This is a genomic window from Streptomyces indicus (genome assembly GCF_900100315.1).
Lineage (GTDB): Bacteria > Actinomycetota > Actinomycetes > Streptomycetales > Streptomycetaceae > Streptomyces > Streptomyces indicus.
Window position 1 is genome coordinate 236,002 of the sequence record NZ_FNFF01000007.1, and the last position, 15,245, is coordinate 251,246.

A 15,245-nucleotide genomic window follows, 5' to 3' on the forward strand; every position below is an offset into this window, starting at 1 on the left:
CCCGGCATGAGAGGCAGTCCTGTGAGCGCGACCCCGGCCGACCGCAGAGCCAGCTGGTTCAAGGGTGTTCTCGACCTGCTGGTGCTCGCGAGTCTGACCGGCGGGGAGAGTTACGGCTACGAGATCGCGAAGTCCCTGGACGCGGCGGGGTTCGGGCGGATCAAGGGCGGGACGCTCTACCCCGTACTCAACCGGCTCGAAGAGGCCGAGCTGGTGGCGGCCGAGTTCCGCGCCGCCGAGAAGGGGCCGGGGCGGCGGTACTACACGCTGACCGACGCGGGGCGCGCGGTGCTGAAGGAGCAGGGGGCGCAGTGGCTGGCCTTCGACGCGTCGGTACGGGAGTTGCTGGCCGAGGGGGGCGTGGCATGAGCGGCGAGGACACCGGTACCGCAGGCGGCAACGGCGACGGCGACGGCAACGGCAACGGCAACGGCAACGGCAACGGCAACAACACCGCGTATCTCGTCGAACTCGCCTCCGCGCTGCGCGCGTCGGGCCTGCCGGACGAGCGGATCGACGCGACGGTCGCGGATCTCGCCACGCATCTGGAGCAGACCGGGACGGACGCGGTCGAGGAGTTCGGTCCGGTCGGGGAGTTCGCCGGGCAGCTGGCGCCGCCGGACGGGGCTGGCGCGGCCGAGAACCCGGTCGAGACCTGGCGCTGGACGGCCGACACCTACGCCGACGAGGCGCTGCTCAACCGGTTTGGCGCCGAGGGCTGGGAAGTCGAGCGGATCGACGCGCTCGGCCGCTTCGTGAGCCGGCGCGACACGGAACAGGTCCAACAGTGGGAGTACCGGCGGGAGTTGGTCTCGCTGCTCGGCCGCGAGGGCCTGGACGAGCGGCTCGCGCCCGACGGCTGGGAGGCGTGCGGGAACTGGCTGGTGTACGCGTGGTTCAAGCGGCCCGTCGCGGTGCGCGAAGGCCCGGCCGCCGAGCTCGCGGCACCGCCGCCGCGCCCCGCGGCCCCCGGGTTCCGCGCCGCCTTCGGGCGCCGTTTCCGGTGGACGCTCGCCGTCACGGCCGCTGTGATCGTCGCCGTCGCGGTGACCGTGGGCGTGCTGGAGGGCGACGCGGCTTCGGGCCTGGGCTTCGCGACCGGCCTCCTCGCGGGCGCCGCCGTTCCCCTGGCCTTGATGGCCGTGGCTTCGTGGCGCACGGAACGGGCGCGGGCGAGGGCGGACTCGGAGGCGCTGTGAGCGAGGCGGACTCGGAAGCGCCCCCCGCTAGTCGAACCGAATATGCCGCACCCCGGTCGCCACCCGCCGCAGCCGTCCCCGTACCGCCCCGTCCGTGTTCGGGAGCAGCGGCAGGCCCGCCGACTCGGCGATCCTGTCCGCGACTTGGGGGATCGTGACGGCGTCCGTCCACAGGTGCTCGGCGAACTCGGGGCGCGCCAGGGACTCCAGGCAGGCGTCGAGGCGGCGTACGGCGAAGGACTCGCGTCTCAGGGGCGCGTCCTTGCCGGCCACCAGCTGCAGCGCCCGCCCGAACGCCCGCTCGCGCAGTCGGCGAAGGACCGTCTCGCGCGCGGCGAGGAGCGCGAAGTGGCGGACGTCGTGGCCGCGTTCGCGCAGCCGGCCGACCGTCTCCTCGAAGTACGCGGGCTCGATGACGGTCATCGGCACGATCACCGGTCCGTCGTGCTTGGCCAGGGTCAGGTCGAGGACTTCGTAGACGCCTTGCCGCCAGGCCGGAAGGTCCTGGAAGTCGCCGCGCAGCCCGGCCGGCATCATCCGGTGCAGCCCGAAGCCCACGTGCTCCGGGTCGCAGACGACACTGCCCGGCAGCCTGCGCCGCAGCTCGTACGCGGTCTGCGTCTTGCCGCCGCCGAAGGGGCCGTTGATCCAGACGAGCACGCGGTCAGCTCCCGCCGCCGGCGCGCACCAGACCCGTCTCGTACGCGAGCACCACGACCTGCACCCGGTCGCGCAGCCCCAACTTGGTGAGGATGCGGCCGACGTGGGTCTTCACCGTCGCCTCGGACAGGACCAGGCGCGCGGCGATCTCGCCGTTCGACAGGCCCTGCGCCACCAGGACCATGACCTCGCGCTCGCGGCCGGTGAGCAGCTCCAGCTCCTTCTGCGGCGGCTGCGCGCCCGTGTGCGGCAGCATCGGCGCGAAGCGGTCGAGCAGGCGGCGGGTGGTGGACGGGGCCACCACCGCGTCGCCGCTGTGCACCGAGCGGATCGCGCCGAGGAGTTCGGCGGGCGGCACGTCCTTGAGCATGAAGCCGGAGGCGCCGGCCTTCAGGCCCGAGAAGGCGTACTCGTCGAGGTCGAAGGTGGTCAGGATGAGGACCTTCGGCGGGTTCTCCTGCTCGCAGATGCGGCGGGTGGCCTCCACGCCGTCCAGCTTCGGCATGCGCACGTCCATCAGGACCACGTCCACCGCCGTGGCCCGCAGCACCTCCAGCGCCTCGGCGCCGTCGCCGGCCTCCGCGACCACCTCCATGTCCGGCTGCGCGGCCAGCACCATCCGGAACCCGGTGCGCAGCAGCACCTGGTCGTCGACGAGCATCACGCGGATGGTCATGGGGTTCCTTCCGGGGACTTCGGGCGAGGGACAAGGGGCAGAGGAGCAGGGGCAGAAGAGCAGGGGCAAGAGGCAGGGGTCAAGGGCCAGGGCCCAGGGGGCAAGGGCCAGTGACAGGTGTCAGTGGGCCGGTTTGAGAGGCAGCAGGGCGCTGATGCGGAATCCTCCGCCGGGACGCGGCCCGGCGTCCAGGGTGCCGCCGACCATGCCGACCCGTTCGCGCATCCCGATCAGACCATGGCCGCGCCCGTCGGCGCCGCCGTCCTCGTACAACTCGTGCGGCGCTCCCTTGCCGTCGTCCTCGACGAGCAGGCCGAGACCGTCGTCGAAGTAGACGATGCGCACGCTCGCCCCGGCGTGCGGGCCGCCGTGCTTGCGGGTGTTGGTGAGGGCTTCCTGGACGATGCGGTACGCCGTGAGCTCCACGCCGCTGGGCAGCGGCCGCGGTGTCCCCTCGATCTTGAAGTCGACCGTGAGTCCGGCCTCGCGGCACTGGCTGACGAGGTCGTCGATCTGCTCGACATCGGGCTGCGGCACGTACTCGCCGCCCTCGGCCGGCTCCCCCGTGCGCAGCACGCCGAGCAGCCGGCGCATCTCGGCCAGCGCCTGGCGGCCGGTGCCCGAGATGGTCTCCAGGGCCTTCTTCGCCTGGTCGGGGGCCTGGTCCATGACATACGCGGCGCCGTCGGCCTGCACCACCATCACCGACACGTTGTGCGCGACGACGTCGTGCAGCTCGCGCGCGATCCGGGCGCGCTCGGCGGCCACGGCCACCTTCGCCTGCGCCTCGCGCTCCTGCTCCAGGCGGGCCGCGCGCTCCTCGAGCTGGGCGAAGTAGGCGCGGCGGGTGCGCAGCGAGTCGCCGAGCACCCAGGCGAGCAGGAACGGGACGATGAGCATGCCCGCGATGAAGATCTTGCCCGCGGTGCTGGCCTGCTGCTCCTGCCAGCGCATCTGCGCGAGCGGCGAGGCGACGACGGCGCCGCCGAGTGCGAAGCGCCGCGCCCAGGTCACGTCGCGCGTGGCGACCGTATAGATGATCACGAGCATCGCGAAGTTCGAGATCATCACGTCGGTGTCGGTGATCAGCTGGAACAGACCGCCGGCCGCCGACAGGAGCAGCATCTTCTCGGGGGCCCGGCGGCGCAGGGCGATGACGACGCACTGCACGAGGGCGAGCAGCACCGTGATCGCGTCCGGGTCGCGGCCCTGCTGACCGGCCTCCGTGGCGAGTCCGAGCGCGGTCACCCCGAACAGCACGACAGCCCAGAAGCTGTCGACACCGGTGGGGTGTCTGCGGAGGAAGTCGTAGAGGCGCTGCACGTAACCCAGCGTAGAGAGAAGCAGCACGTGCTGGGGTCAACCGCTGGGGCGATACGTGGTGAGGCCGCCTACTCCCCAAGGTGGAGGCGCCCACCGACCCGCAGCGGACAACCTGCCGCCGCCCGGCCCTGTCCTAGGCTGAACCGGCACGCGGACGACGAGAAACCGAGGTGAGCGGCGTGGCCGAGACCGCCGACAGCGGGCAGCTCCAGGACCTCATGGCCGAGCTGGCCGCGCTCGATGACCCCAAGGTGCGCGCCGTGAACGAGAGGCACGGCGACGACCACGGCGTGAACCTCACCAAGCTGCGCGCCGTCGCCAAGCGCCTGAAGACCCAGCAGGACCTCGCGCGCGAGCTGTGGGCCACGGACGACACCGCGGCCAGGCTGCTCGCGCTCCTGGTCTGCCGGCCGAAGGACTTCGGCCGGGACGAGCTGGACTCGATGCTGCGCGCGGCCCGTACGCCCAAGGTGCAGGACTGGCTGGTCAACTACGTGGTCAAGAAGAGCAAGCACGCCGAGGCGCTGCGCCTGGCCTGGACGGACGACCCGGATCCGGTGGTCGCGAGCGGCGGCTGGGCGCTGACCGCCGACCGCGTGGTGAAGAAGCCGCAGGGCCTGGATCTCGACGGGCTGCTCGACGTGATCGAGGCGCAGATGCGGGACGCCCCGGACCGGTTGCAGTGGGAGATGAACAACACCCTCGCCCACATCGGCATCGAGCACCCCGCCCACCGGGCCCGCGCCCTCGCCATCGGCGAGCGGCTCAAGGTGCTCGAGGACTACCCGACCTCGCCGGGCTGCACCTCGCCGTACGCGCCGGTGTGGATCAACGAGATGGTCCGCCGCAAGGAAGCCGCGGGCAGCTGACCCCGGCCGAAGCAGCGGTCGGGGCACCGGCCGGGAGCGATACGGACAGCGGGTGTCACGCCCCCTGCTGCCCCGACATCCACCGGTCGGGAGCGGCCGTCCGGCGTCCCGTGCGCGAGCGCTCGGCCTGGGACTCCAGCAGCTCGGCGGCCTCGGCCGAGGGCCGCAGCCGGGCCGCGACCGAGGTGTTGGCGCCGGTCTCGACGTGCACGTCCGCCACACCCTGGCGCCGCATCCACGGCCCCTGGATCAGCCGTACGCTCTGCACCTTGGCGTGCGGGACGAGGGACAGCTTCCGGCGCAGCCGGCCGTGCCGGGCGGCGAAGACGGTGTCGGTGACCGCGAGCCCGTAGCCGCGCCACCACAGCGGTACGCACCACCGCGCCGAGGACGGCGGCCGCGACAGCGCGCCCGTGGCGGGCACCACGACGCCCGGCAGGATCCGCTCGATGACCTCCGCGGCCACCGCGCGGGGCGCCACCGGGACGAGCACGTCGTTGGAGGACCCGGCCACGTCCAGCTCGATGCGCACCCACCCGCGCCGCCGCCACAGCAGCGGCTCCACGACATGCACGGTCTGCACCCGGCCCGGCGGCACCGTCTCGTGCGCCTTGTCGAGCAGGCCGTGGTCGAGCCGCAGCCCGTCCGGGGATGCGCCCACCGTCCAGTCGTACTCCTTGATGAACCGACCCACACTGCTCGCGCCCGCCGCCCCGAGGAGCGGCAGTCCCGTGCCGATGACCAGCGGAATGGACTGCGTGGCGAACCACAGCAGGACGGGCACGGTGATCCCGGTGACCGCCCACGCCCACATCCCGCCGGACAGGACCAGCGACATGGCGAGCATCTGCGGCGGTACGTGGAGCAGCACCGCGGCCGGCGCTTCGCCCACCTCGCGGGCGCGCTCGGGCGCGAACCCGGCCGCGCGGGCGAGCAGTTCGGCGCGCAGGGCGCGGGCCTCGGGCTCGCCGAGGTAGGCCAGCTCGTCCTTCTTGTCGGTGCCGATGACGTCCAGCTTCAGCTTGGCCACGCCCAGGAAGCGGGCGAGCAGCGGCTGGTTGAGGTCCACGGCCTGGAGGCGGTCGAGCCGGATGTGGGCGGTGCGGCGGAAGATCAGGCCCGTACGGATACGGAGCTCGGTGTCGGTGACCGAGAAGTGCGTGAACCACCAGCTGAGGAAGCCGTAGAGCGAGGCGGCGATCAGGAGCGCGCCCGCGGCGAGCAGGATCGTCTCGGCGGCGAGGTCGGAGACCCTGCGGTAGGCCCCGTCCGGGTCGTGCACGGCCCAGCCCGCACCGACCGCGACCGGCGCCCAGGCGCGGCGCAGCGGGGTGACGGGGTGCAGCCGGCGCTCGACGGCGGTGGACTCCGCGGCGTCCTGCACCCCGTGCTGCCCGCCCACAGCCTCGCCGGACTCCTGCTGCCCGCCCACAGCCTCACCGGACCCTTGCGGCCCGCTCACGGTCTCACCGGACTCCTGCTGCCCGCTCACAACCCCGCCGATCGTGCCTCGCCCAGCTCGGTCAGGCGGTCGCGGAGGCGTTCGGCCTCGGCCGGGTCGAGGCCCGGGATCGTGGCGTCGGTGGCGGCCGCCGCCGTGTGCAGCTGGAGCGAGGCGAGCCCGAACTTCCGCTGGAGCGGCCCCGATTCCACCTCCACGAGCTGCATCCGCCCGTACGGGACCACCGTCTCCTCGCGCCACATCACGCCGCGCTGGATCAGCAGGTCGTCCGCGCGCTCGGCGTACCGCCACGAGCGCCAGTTGCGCCCGAGCATCGGCCAGCCCCACACCAGGAAGAACCCGGGGATCAGGGCGAACAGCGCCCACCCGGGTCCGGCGAGCAGCCCGAGCAGCAGCCCGGTGGCGGCCGTGACCGGCACCAGCCACAGCACAAGGAGCAGCCGGCGCAGCCGCAGCATCGCCTCCGGGAGCCCCTGCCAGACGGGCTCCTCGCGCGCGGGCCGGTCCTCGCGCTCAGTGGGGCCCGCGGGCCCCGCGTCCTCGGCCGAGCCCGTCATCCCCGTATCCCCTGCCTTCACGCGTACCACCCTACGTACGAGAGACTGTTCGCCATGAGTCCCAAGACGGAGACCATGGTCGGAATCGGCGGCGCGGCCGAGAGCACCGACATGGTGCTCAACATCGGCCCGCAGCACCCGTCCACGCACGGCGTCCTTCGCCTGAAGCTGGTGCTCGACGGCGAGCGCATCGTGCAGGCCGAACCGGTGATCGGCTATATGCACCGCGGCGCCGAGAAGCTCTTCGAGGCGCGCGACTACCGGCAGATCGTGATGCTGGCCAACCGCCACGACTGGCTCTCCGCCTTCTCCAACGAACTGGGCGTGGTCCTCGCGGTCGAGCGGATGCTCGGCATGGAGGTCCCCGAGCGCGCGGTGTGGACCCGCACGCTGCTCGCCGAGCTGAACCGCGTCCTCAACCACCTGATGTTCCTCGGTTCGTACCCGCTCGAACTGGGCGGAATCACCCCGGTCTTCCATGCCTTCCGGGAGCGCGAGGAGCTCCAGGCGGTCATGGAGGAGGTGTCCGGCGGCCGGATGCACTACATGTTCAACCGCGTCGGCGGCCTCAAGGAGGACCTGCCGCTCGGGTGGACGCAGCGGGCCCGCGCCGCGGTTGCCTCGGTGCGCTCGCGGATGGACGTCTACGACAAGCTCGTGCTCGGCAACGAGATCTTCCGCGGCCGCACCCGCGACATCGGCGTGCTCACGCCCTCGGCGGTGCACGCGTACGGGGTGAGCGGGCCGATCGCCCGCGCTTCCGGGGTGGACTTCGACCTGCGCCGCGACGAGCCGTATCTCGCGTACGGCGAGCTCCAGTCGGTGCTCAAGGTGGTCACGCGCGAGGAGGGCGACTGCCTGGCCCGCTTCGAGTGCCTCCTGGAGCAGACCCACAACTCCCTGGACCTGGCCGACGCCTGCCTGGACCGGATGGCCGAGCTGGCGCCCGGGCCGATCAACCAGCGCCTGCCGAAGGTGCTCAAGGCCCCCGAAGGCCACACGTACGCCTGGACCGAGAACCCGCTCGGCATCAACGGCTACTACCTGGTCTCCAAGGGCGAGAAGACCCCGTACCGCCTCAAGCTCCGCTCGGCCTCGTACAACAACATCCAGGCGCTCATCGAGCTGCTGCCCGGGACGCTGGTCGCGGACATGGTCGCGATCCTCGGGTCACTCTTCTTCGTCGTCGGCGACATCGACAAGTAGCGCGTCCGGAGAGACGGGTCCCGCGGGCTGCAACAGCCAGCCGAAGTCGCCGAGGCCGCCGGGCGCGGTGAGCTCGGCGGCCTCGCCGGTGCTCGCGAGTGCGCGCACGTAGGCGGCCGGGTCGGTGCTCGCGAGCGCGAGCGGCGGCCGCCCGGCGCGCAGGCCCAGCGCGTGCAGGGCCTCGCGCTGCGTCAGGAGTACGGCGCCGGGGCGGGCGCAGGCGTCGAGCGCCACGTGGGCGGTGATGTCGCAGGAGCCGTCCGGCACGGGACGGCACTCGCGGCCCTCGCGGAACCCGGTGAGCGTCCCGAACGGCGGCCGCTGCGCCTGCTCGTGCGCGTAGTCCACGGCCACGGCGAGGCCGCCGCGCACGGCCCGTACCGCCTCCGCCCAGGCCTCGTCGCGCGGGCGGCCGATCTCGGCGCGGCTGCCGGGCTCGTCGCCGAGCGGCCACCAGCGCGCGAGCCAGTCCCGGTCCGGTCCGTCCGGCAGCGGCTCGCCGAGGGTCTCGGTGCCGTCCTCCTCCGATACGAGGACGAGGCGGGGGATGCCGTGCTCGTCCACCTCGACGACGTCGACGGGCACGTTGTCTAGCCATTCGTTGGCGAAGAGCAGGCCGTCGACCTCCGCGGGGATCTCGTCGGTCCACTCGATGCGGCCGTCGTCGAACCCGGCCGGCCGGGGTGCCCGCTCCACGGCGTACGCCCTCGTGCGGGCGGCCACCTCGGGGGGCAGCGCGTCGAGCACACCGCGGGTCAACTCCGCGCGCCCCGCGCCCACATCGATGAAGTCGAGCGGGTCCGGGCGGCCCAGGGCCCGGTCGACCCGGGTGAGCAGGGTGGCGACGGCGCGGGCGTAGAGCGGGGAGGCGTGCACGGAGGTACGGAAGTGGGCGGCGGGGCCGTCCGGCCGCAGGTAGAAGCCGCCGGGGCCGTACAGGGCCCGCTCGGTCGCCGCGCGCCAGCCGCGGGGGTCAGTGCTCACCGGGTTCACCGGGTGAGTATCCACCGCCACCCGGGAGGGCCGGCAGGCGAGGCCGTCCCCGCCGCGTACGGGTCCTCAGGACATCGCGGACCGCAGCCCCGCCACGTACGCATCCTCAGGACATCGCGGACCGCAGCCCCGCCACGTCGATCTGCTCGGTCTCGTCGTGGGCCGTGAGGTCGATGACCTCGCCCACCGCGCGCTCGGCGGCGGCCTTGGACTTGAACTCCCCCTCGGCCTCGGCCTTGTGCAGCGCCAGCGCCTCCGCGCCCACCACGTCCGCGAGGTCCTCGTTCTGCACCGCTTCGATCTGCGCGGCGCCGCCGCCCGTCTTCGTGCCGAAGAAGTCGAAGCCGCCGATGAGCGGGCGGCGCACCGGCGTGTGCGGCACCACGGCGGCCGCGGGACGCGTGGCCGGGTGCAGGGCGGCGGCCGGGCGCTCGTGGGCGACGGCCGCCTCGGGCTTCCCCTCCGCCGTCGCCTCCTCGGACGCCGTCCCCGGTGCGGGGCCGTCACCCGAAGTGCGCTGCTGTGGCACCCGTGCCAGCTTGTCCAGCGCCGCGTTCGCCTTGAGGTAGAGCGAGACGGTGCCGCGCGGTGCGCCGTCCGCGTCCGCCGGCGGCAGCGCCTTCGCCGGCGCGGAGGCCTCGATGGCCAGCCGGCGCCGGCCTTCGAGGGCGCTGGCACGCTCGGTCTCGGCCGTCGCGTACCGCCGCAGCAGCGCCGCGTGTTCGCCGCGCAGCGCGGCCAGTTCGCCCCGCTTCGCCCGCAGTCGGGCCTCCAGCTTGGCGCGCAGCTCGCGCGACTCGTCGAGGTCCGTCTCCAGCTCGGCCACGCGCTCTTCGTGCTTCCACTCGTCGCTCGCGCGCGCCCGGGTCAGCTCGGCCACCTGCTTGCCGGCGAGCCGGTCCCAGCGGCGCATGACCACGGCGCCGGTCACGGCGGAGGCCGCCGCGACGCCGGCGAGCAGGCGCAGCACCAGGGTGTCGGGAACCAGCCAGGCGCTCGCCGCGGCGACGACCGACACGGCGGCGACCGTCGACGGGGGAAGCAGTCGGTGCAGTGGGGGGGAATGGCGGTGGCGTCCACGTGGCATGGCCAGAAATTTACCGCGCGTAAGGCCCGGTCGGACCCCCGCCCGGCAATCTGTTCCCTTCCGGTTACTCAACTTCGCAAACGGAACTCGGCCACCCCTACTCCCCCGCCGCGCCTACTTGAGCAGACCCTTCGATTCCAGGTACTCCTTCGCCGCGTCCGCTTCCTTCACGCGCTCCGCGTCGACCTTGCGGTTGAGCTCCACGAGATCCTCGGTCGTGAGCGTTTCGGTGAGCTTCGCGAGCGCGGCCGCGATGTCCTTCGCGCCTGCGTCCTCGGTGTTGACCACCGGGAGAATGTTGTCCGCGTTCTGGAGCTTCTTGTCGTCCTCGAGCAGGACCAGGTCGAAGTTCTCCAAGGTGGCGTCGGTCGTGGTGGTCAGGACGAGCTGGTCCTCACCGTTCTTCACGGCCTGCTTGGACTGCGGGGTGCCGACGCCCTTGGGGTCGATGCCGGTGACGTCGATGCCGTACTTCGACTTCAGGCCGGGCGCGCAGAACGGCCGGACCTCGCATTCCTCACCGGCCGCGATCTTCACCTTGAGCTTCGACTTCCCCAGATCCGAAAGGGTCTTGAGCTTGTTCTTCTCGGCGTATTCCTTGGAGACCGCGAATGCGTTCTGGTCCACGGCCTCGCCGGCGGGCAGCGCGGTGAGGCCGCGCGGCGTGGCCAGCTTCTCCAACTCGGCCACCGTCTTGGCCACATCGCTGGAGGCGACGGGCTTCTCCTCGGAGGCCTTCGGCCCGTTCACCTTGGTGTTGAGGAATTCGGCCATCGTGGCCGCGTACTCGGGCACCACATCGATATCGCCCTTTTCCAGGGCCGGTTCATAGACCTCGCGGCTGTCCACCGTCTTGATGGACGTGCCGTATCCGGCGTCGCTGAGCAGCTGCGCGTACAGCTCGGCGAGCACCTTGGACTCGGTGAAGCTCGCCGAGCCCACCACCAGCGAGCCCTTCTTCTTGTCGCCTCCGGCACTGCCGCCGGAGCCGGAGCCCTTGTCCTCGAGGCTGTCGCCGCCGCAGGCGGTGAGCCCCGCGCCGAGAGCCACGACGGCGGCCGTGGCCGCTGCCATCCGTATGCCACGGGGGAACTTCTTCATGGGGTCCACCATTTCGGGAATCGTCTTCCGCAATCACTGGTCGTCAGGCGGCTGTTCGCAGAACATCCGCATCGAGAACGTGTATGTCGCTGCTCACACCGCCCGTGCCGCCCGCCCCCGCATCGGGTCGCACACCTTGCCGACCACCACGAGCAGCAGCTCCACCAGGAGCGCGAGCGCGGTGACGAGGACCGCGCCGGCGATGACCTGCGGGGTGTTCTGCACCGTGAAGCCCTGCGTGATGATCCGCCCGAGGCCGCCTTCGCCGGCCATGGACGCCAGCGTCGCGGTGGCCACCACCTGCACGGCGGCCGAACGCAGGCCGGTCATGATCAGCGGGTACGCCAGGGGCAGTTCGACCCGCAGGAACAGCTGGCCGCCGCTCATGCCCATGCCGCGCGCCGCCTCGACCACCGCCTTGTCCACCTCGCGCATGCCGAGGTAGGCGTTGGTCAGCAGGGGCGGCACCGCGAAGAGCACGAGGGCGATCAGCGTGGGCGCGTCCCCGTACCGCCCGAGCGGGCTGAGCGTGAGCAGCACGAGCACCGCGAGGGTGGGGATCGCGCGGCCCACATTGGAGATGTTGACCGCGAGCGCGCCGCCCTTGCCGATGTGCCCGAGCCACAGCGCGAGCGGCAGGGCGATCAGCACGGAGGCGGCCAGGCACACACCGCTGAAGTAGAGGTGCTCGGCGAGCCGGTGCCACACCCCCCGCTCGCCCTGCCAGTTGGCCCCCGTGGTCAGCCATTCGAAGGCACCCGATAGCGCGTTCATGCCGGCTCCGTCACCTTCGCGACCCCGGTCGGGGATATGTGGCCGCCCGAGGGGGCGGTCCGTATGCGGGTCCAGGGTGTCAACAGCCGCTGGAGCAGCAGCAACAGCAGATCCGCGGCGATGGCGAGCAGCACGCACAGCACGGACGCGGTGAGCACCTGCGCCTTGAAGTCGCTGCGCAGCCCGGACATGATCAGGCCGCCGAGCCCGCCGTATCCGACGATGGCGCCGACCGTGGTGAGCGCCACCGTCGAGACCGTGGCGATCCGCACGCCGGCCAGGATCGCCGGTATCGCCAGCGGCAGTTCGACCTCCCACAGCATCCGCGCCGGACCGTATCCGAGCCCGCGCGCGGCCTCGCGCGCCTCGTCGGGCACGGCCTCCAATCCCGCCATCACATTCCGTACGAGGATCGTCAGGGAGTACAGCGCCAGGCTGGTGATCACCGTGGCCGGCGAGAGCCCGAACACCAGCAGCAGCAGGGAGAACATCGCGAGCGAGGGCACCGAGTACAGCGCTGTGGTCACCCCGAGCACCGGCCCGGCGAACAGCCTTCCGCGGCGCGCGAGCAGCGCCAGCGGGAAGGACACGACCAGCCCGATGGCGACCGAGGCGGCTGTGATCCCCACATGCTGGACGGTCGCGTCGATCAGCTCCTGGCTGCGCGTGTCGAGGTATTCGAGGCACACCCAGTCGTTCGTCACCAGGCAGTTCTGTCGGCTCACGGCGCTCACCTCCCCCGTCACGCCGAACCTATGTATGACTCGTCCGTATCCGCGTACGAGTCGTCTGTCCGTCCCGCGACCCTAAACCCATGGACTGACAATCGCCGAGGGCTGTTGTCTTGCAGCAACATGGCGTTCACAACAAGCCCACCACAATGGGGAGTCATGATCCGGTTCGAGCACGTCAGCAAGCGGTACGCCGATGGCACCACGGCGGTGGACGACCTGTCCTTCGAGGTCACGGCGGGTGAACTGGTCACGCTGGTGGGCCCGTCCGGCTGCGGCAAGACCACCACGATGAAGATGGTGAACCGTCTCATCGAGCCGACCTCGGGGCGGATATACCTCGACGGCGAGGACATATCCGATATCGATCCGGTCCGTCTGCGGCGCCGTATCGGCTATGTCATCCAGCAGGTCGGCCTCTTCCCGCACAAGACGGTCCTGGAGAACACCGCGACCGTCCCGCATCTCCTCGGCTGGAAGAAGGGCGACAGCAGGAAGCGCGCCGCCGAACTCCTCGACCTCGTGGGCCTCGACCCCTCGGTCTACGGCGACCGCTACCCCGAGCAGCTCTCCGGCGGCCAGCGTCAACGCGTCGGTGTGGCACGCGCGTTGGCGGCCGATCCGCCCGTCCTGCTCATGGACGAGCCGTTCGGCGCGGTGGACCCGGTGGTGCGCGAGCACCTCCAGACGGAGTTCCTGCGGCTTCAGCAGGAGCTGCACAAGACGGTGCTCTTCGTCACGCACGACATCGAGGAGGCCGTACGGCTCGGCGACCGCATCGCCGTCTACGGCCAGGGCCGGATCGAGCAGTACGACGCACCGGCGGCCGTGCTCGGCGCCCCGGCCACCCCGTATGTCGCCGATTTCGTCGGCTCCGACCGCGGCCTCAAGCGCCTGTCGGTCACGCCGATCGAGGAGGGCGACCTCGAACAGCCCCCGGTCGTACGCCTGGAGGACCCGGCGGAGTCCGCCGCCGCGCGGATGCGGGCGGAGGAGGCCGGCTGGGCGGTGGTCCTGGACGCCGCGGGCCATCTGCACGGCTGGGTGGGCGCCGACCACCTCACATCGGGCACCGTGTCCGACCATGCGCGCCGGATGGAGGCCTGGCTGCCGGTCGGGGCTTCGCTGAAGCGGGCGTTCTCGACGATGCTCCAGCACGACGCGGGCTGGATCGCGGTGATCGACGAGAGCGGCGAGGGCCGCTTCCTGGGCGTCCTGACCCCGGCCACGCTGCACGAGGCCTTGCGCAGATCGACGGCGGCGGACGCGCGGGACATCTCGCGGGCCGAGGTGGAGCTGGAGTCGGTGAGCGGGGTGTGAACTCCCTTCCTGGGTTCAGGCCTTGAGCCGTTCAGGCCTTGAGCCGTTCACGCCTTGAGCCGTTCACGCCTTGAGCCGCTCACGCCTTCAGCCGTTCAGGCCTTGAGTCGCCCGCTGATCCACACCAACGTCGCCGGGATCTCCCGCCGCCACGTGTTGAAGTTGTGGCCGCCCGAGTCCAGCAGGATCGAGGAGACCCTCGTCGGGGACTTGACCTTGTCGATGAACTTCAGCGTGTCCGCGTAGTTGTCCTCGCCCTGCTTGCTGCTGGTGGCGAGGAGCGAGACGGGCGGCGCGGGCCGGTGGTCCAGGAGCCACATCAGGTCGGACTCCCGCCTGACCTTCTCGTCGCCCTGGAAGAGGTCGCCGGTCTGGTCGTCGATCGGTGCCATGTAGTTGGCGGAGAGTCCGGCGCCGGCGGCGAAGCGGTCGGGGTGCTTCATCGCGATCTTCAACGCGCAGTAGCCGCCGGTGGAGTTGCCGATCACGCCCCAGTTCTCCGCCTTCGTACCGACGCGGAACGCGCCCTGGACCGCGGCCGGCAGGTCCTCGGCGAAGAAGGTCTCGGTCTGCGGGCCGTGCGGTATGTCCACGCACTCGGTGTCCCGGCCGGGCACGATCGCGGGCCGCAGCATGACGAGGACCATCGGCTGCATCGTGCCCTCGCGGGCCTGCTTGTTGGCGGTCTGCGGGTAGTGCAGGCCCTTGATCAGGTTCTCGGCGGTGCCCGGGTAGCCGGTGATCACGACGGAGGCCGGGAACTTCTTGTCCTTGTACTCGGGCCTGAAGTACTCGGGCGGGAGATAGACGTACGCCTGACTGGAGAGCTTCGACTTCCGGCCGGCTATCTCCACCTTCTGTATCTGGCCGCCGACCTGGAGCTTCGCGCCGCCGGGCACGTTCACGGACTGCTTGCCGGTGACCTTGACCGGACCGCTCGCGCCGCCCGCCGTGTCGTGGTCGACCACCACACCCGGCTCCTGCTCCTGCCCGAAGAGGTCCGCCCATGAGGCGTAGAAGCCGAACTCGCGGTTGGCCGCGAGCCCGATCGAGGCGAAGACCATGACCTGCGTCAGGGCGAGGAGCACGATCCGGCCCAGGACTGCACGCCAGGTGCGCCCGGCCAGCTTCGGCCAGAGCCAGACCGTGCCGACGAACAGGAGCACGGCCAGAAGGACGGCCAGTGCCAGCACTGTGTTGCTCGTGAGACCCATGGGATGACTGCCTGTTCTTGCGTGCTGCGAGGGGAAGGAAGGCCGCCGCCCGGTTTGCACAGGTTTTCTGCGG

The 15,245-nt window shown here is 71.6% G+C and carries 16 protein-coding genes; 5 read left to right on the forward strand and 11 right to left on the reverse strand.

Features of this window, described 5'->3' with window-relative positions; all coding sequences use genetic code 11:
- The first annotated feature begins 6 nt into the window (after positions 1 to 6).
- The gene (locus BLT97_RS19490; protein ID WP_093611943.1) at positions 7 to 369 is read left to right on the forward strand and encodes a PadR family transcriptional regulator; all 363 of its coding nucleotides are present in this window, start codon (positions 7 to 9) and stop codon (positions 367 to 369) included.
- Positions 366 to 1,199: a hypothetical protein gene (locus BLT97_RS19495; protein ID WP_176953827.1), complete on the forward strand. Its 834-nt coding sequence runs from the start codon at positions 366 to 368 to the stop codon at positions 1,197 to 1,199. The genes BLT97_RS19490 and BLT97_RS19495 overlap by 4 nt, the downstream gene beginning before the upstream one ends.
- A 27-nt stretch (positions 1,200 to 1,226) precedes the next feature.
- Here the strand turns inward: BLT97_RS19495 and BLT97_RS19500 are convergent, their stop codons facing one another.
- From BLT97_RS19500 to BLT97_RS19510, 3 genes are all read right to left on the reverse strand, one after another.
- On the reverse strand, positions 1,227 to 1,859 hold the full coding sequence (locus BLT97_RS19500) for an AAA family ATPase (RefSeq protein WP_093611945.1): 633 nt from the start codon (positions 1,857 to 1,859) through the stop codon (positions 1,227 to 1,229).
- Positions 1,860 to 1,863: 4 nt separating this feature from the next.
- The gene (locus tag BLT97_RS19505; RefSeq protein ID WP_093611947.1) at positions 1,864 to 2,535 is read right to left on the reverse strand and encodes a response regulator transcription factor; all 672 of its coding nucleotides are present in this window, start codon (positions 2,533 to 2,535) and stop codon (positions 1,864 to 1,866) included.
- Positions 2,536 to 2,655: 120 nt separating this feature from the next.
- Complete coding sequence (locus BLT97_RS19510) at positions 2,656 to 3,858, reverse strand: sensor histidine kinase (RefSeq protein ID WP_093612196.1); 1,203 nt, start codon at positions 3,856 to 3,858, stop codon at positions 2,656 to 2,658.
- 218 nt (positions 3,859 to 4,076) lie between these two features.
- Between BLT97_RS19510 and BLT97_RS19515 the strand changes: the two genes are divergently transcribed.
- Entirely contained in the window at positions 4,077 to 4,727 is a 651-nt protein-coding gene (locus tag BLT97_RS19515; protein ID WP_093612198.1) for a DNA alkylation repair protein, read from the forward strand.
- Positions 4,728 to 4,782: 55 nt separating this feature from the next.
- On the opposite strand, the gene BLT97_RS19520 is transcribed toward BLT97_RS19515, so the two are convergent.
- On the reverse strand, positions 4,783 to 6,129 hold the full coding sequence (locus BLT97_RS19520; RefSeq protein WP_245769432.1) for a PH domain-containing protein: 1,347 nt from the start codon (positions 6,127 to 6,129) through the stop codon (positions 4,783 to 4,785).
- 86 nt (positions 6,130 to 6,215) lie between these two features.
- Positions 6,216 to 6,746 carry a PH domain-containing protein gene (locus tag BLT97_RS19525; RefSeq protein ID WP_093611951.1) on the reverse strand — a complete coding sequence of 177 codons (531 nt, stop codon included), beginning with the start codon at positions 6,744 to 6,746 and terminating at the stop codon, positions 6,216 to 6,218.
- Between the two features lie 54 nt (positions 6,747 to 6,800).
- On the opposite strand from BLT97_RS19525, the gene BLT97_RS19530 reads away from it, so the two are divergent.
- Entirely contained in the window at positions 6,801 to 7,952 is a 1,152-nt protein-coding gene (locus BLT97_RS19530; RefSeq protein ID WP_093611953.1) for an NADH-quinone oxidoreductase subunit D, read from the forward strand.
- Here BLT97_RS19530 and BLT97_RS19535 read toward each other — a convergent pair.
- From BLT97_RS19535 to BLT97_RS19555, 5 genes are all read right to left on the reverse strand, one after another.
- Positions 7,917 to 8,936 (reverse strand): SAM-dependent methyltransferase, encoded by a 1,020-nt coding sequence (locus BLT97_RS19535; RefSeq protein WP_093612200.1) that lies wholly within the window; start codon positions 8,934 to 8,936, stop codon positions 7,917 to 7,919. The genes BLT97_RS19530 and BLT97_RS19535 overlap by 36 nt on opposite strands.
- Positions 8,937 to 9,051: 115 nt before the next feature.
- Positions 9,052 to 10,032 carry a hypothetical protein gene (locus BLT97_RS19540; RefSeq protein ID WP_093611955.1) on the reverse strand — a complete coding sequence of 327 codons (981 nt, stop codon included), beginning with the start codon at positions 10,030 to 10,032 and terminating at the stop codon, positions 9,052 to 9,054.
- A gap of 114 nt (positions 10,033 to 10,146) precedes the next feature.
- A complete protein-coding gene (locus BLT97_RS19545; RefSeq protein WP_425442734.1) occupies positions 10,147 to 11,133 on the reverse strand; it encodes an ABC transporter substrate-binding protein in 987 nt (328 codons plus the stop codon).
- Between the two features lie 93 nt (positions 11,134 to 11,226).
- Positions 11,227 to 11,907 carry an ABC transporter permease gene (locus tag BLT97_RS19550; RefSeq protein ID WP_093611957.1) on the reverse strand — a complete coding sequence of 227 codons (681 nt, stop codon included), beginning with the start codon at positions 11,905 to 11,907 and terminating at the stop codon, positions 11,227 to 11,229.
- A complete protein-coding gene (locus BLT97_RS19555) occupies positions 11,904 to 12,632 on the reverse strand; it encodes an ABC transporter permease (RefSeq protein ID WP_093612204.1) in 729 nt (242 codons plus the stop codon). The genes BLT97_RS19550 and BLT97_RS19555 overlap by 4 nt, the downstream gene beginning before the upstream one ends.
- 165 nt (positions 12,633 to 12,797) lie before the next feature.
- On the opposite strand from BLT97_RS19555, the gene BLT97_RS19560 reads away from it, so the two are divergent.
- Complete coding sequence (locus BLT97_RS19560) at positions 12,798 to 13,958, forward strand: ABC transporter ATP-binding protein (RefSeq protein WP_093611959.1); 1,161 nt, start codon at positions 12,798 to 12,800, stop codon at positions 13,956 to 13,958.
- Between the two features lie 95 nt (positions 13,959 to 14,053).
- On the opposite strand, the gene BLT97_RS19565 is transcribed toward BLT97_RS19560, so the two are convergent.
- Complete coding sequence (locus BLT97_RS19565) at positions 14,054 to 15,172, reverse strand: alpha/beta hydrolase (protein WP_093611961.1); 1,119 nt, start codon at positions 15,170 to 15,172, stop codon at positions 14,054 to 14,056.
- Positions 15,173 to 15,245: the final 73 nt, after the last annotated feature.

What these genes read in the sequence shown, in the direction of transcription:
- BLT97_RS19565 (WP_093611961.1), bottom strand. Translation starts at nt 15,172, where the DNA reads ATGGGTCTCACGAGCAACACAGTGCTGGCACTGGCCGTCCTTCTGGCC.
- BLT97_RS19525 (WP_093611951.1), bottom strand. Translation starts at nt 6,746, where the DNA reads ATGACGGGCTCGGCCGAGGACGCGGGGCCCGCGGGCCCCACTGAGCGC.
- BLT97_RS19505 (WP_093611947.1), bottom strand. Translation starts at nt 2,535, where the DNA reads ATGACCATCCGCGTGATGCTCGTCGACGACCAGGTGCTGCTGCGCACC.
- BLT97_RS19495 (WP_176953827.1), top strand. Translation starts at nt 366, where the DNA reads ATGAGCGGCGAGGACACCGGTACCGCAGGCGGCAACGGCGACGGCGAC.
- BLT97_RS19515 (WP_093612198.1), top strand. Translation starts at nt 4,077, where the DNA reads ATGGCCGAGCTGGCCGCGCTCGATGACCCCAAGGTGCGCGCCGTGAAC.
- BLT97_RS19490 (WP_093611943.1), top strand. Translation starts at nt 7, where the DNA reads ATGAGAGGCAGTCCTGTGAGCGCGACCCCGGCCGACCGCAGAGCCAGC.
- BLT97_RS19560 (WP_093611959.1), top strand. Translation starts at nt 12,798, where the DNA reads ATGATCCGGTTCGAGCACGTCAGCAAGCGGTACGCCGATGGCACCACG.
- BLT97_RS19545 (WP_425442734.1), bottom strand. Translation starts at nt 11,133, where the DNA reads ATGAAGAAGTTCCCCCGTGGCATACGGATGGCAGCGGCCACGGCCGCC.
- BLT97_RS19530 (WP_093611953.1), top strand. Translation starts at nt 6,801, where the DNA reads ATGAGTCCCAAGACGGAGACCATGGTCGGAATCGGCGGCGCGGCCGAG.
- BLT97_RS19550 (WP_093611957.1), bottom strand. Translation starts at nt 11,907, where the DNA reads ATGAACGCGCTATCGGGTGCCTTCGAATGGCTGACCACGGGGGCCAAC.
- BLT97_RS19540 (WP_093611955.1), bottom strand. Translation starts at nt 10,032, where the DNA reads ATGCCACGTGGACGCCACCGCCATTCCCCCCCACTGCACCGACTGCTT.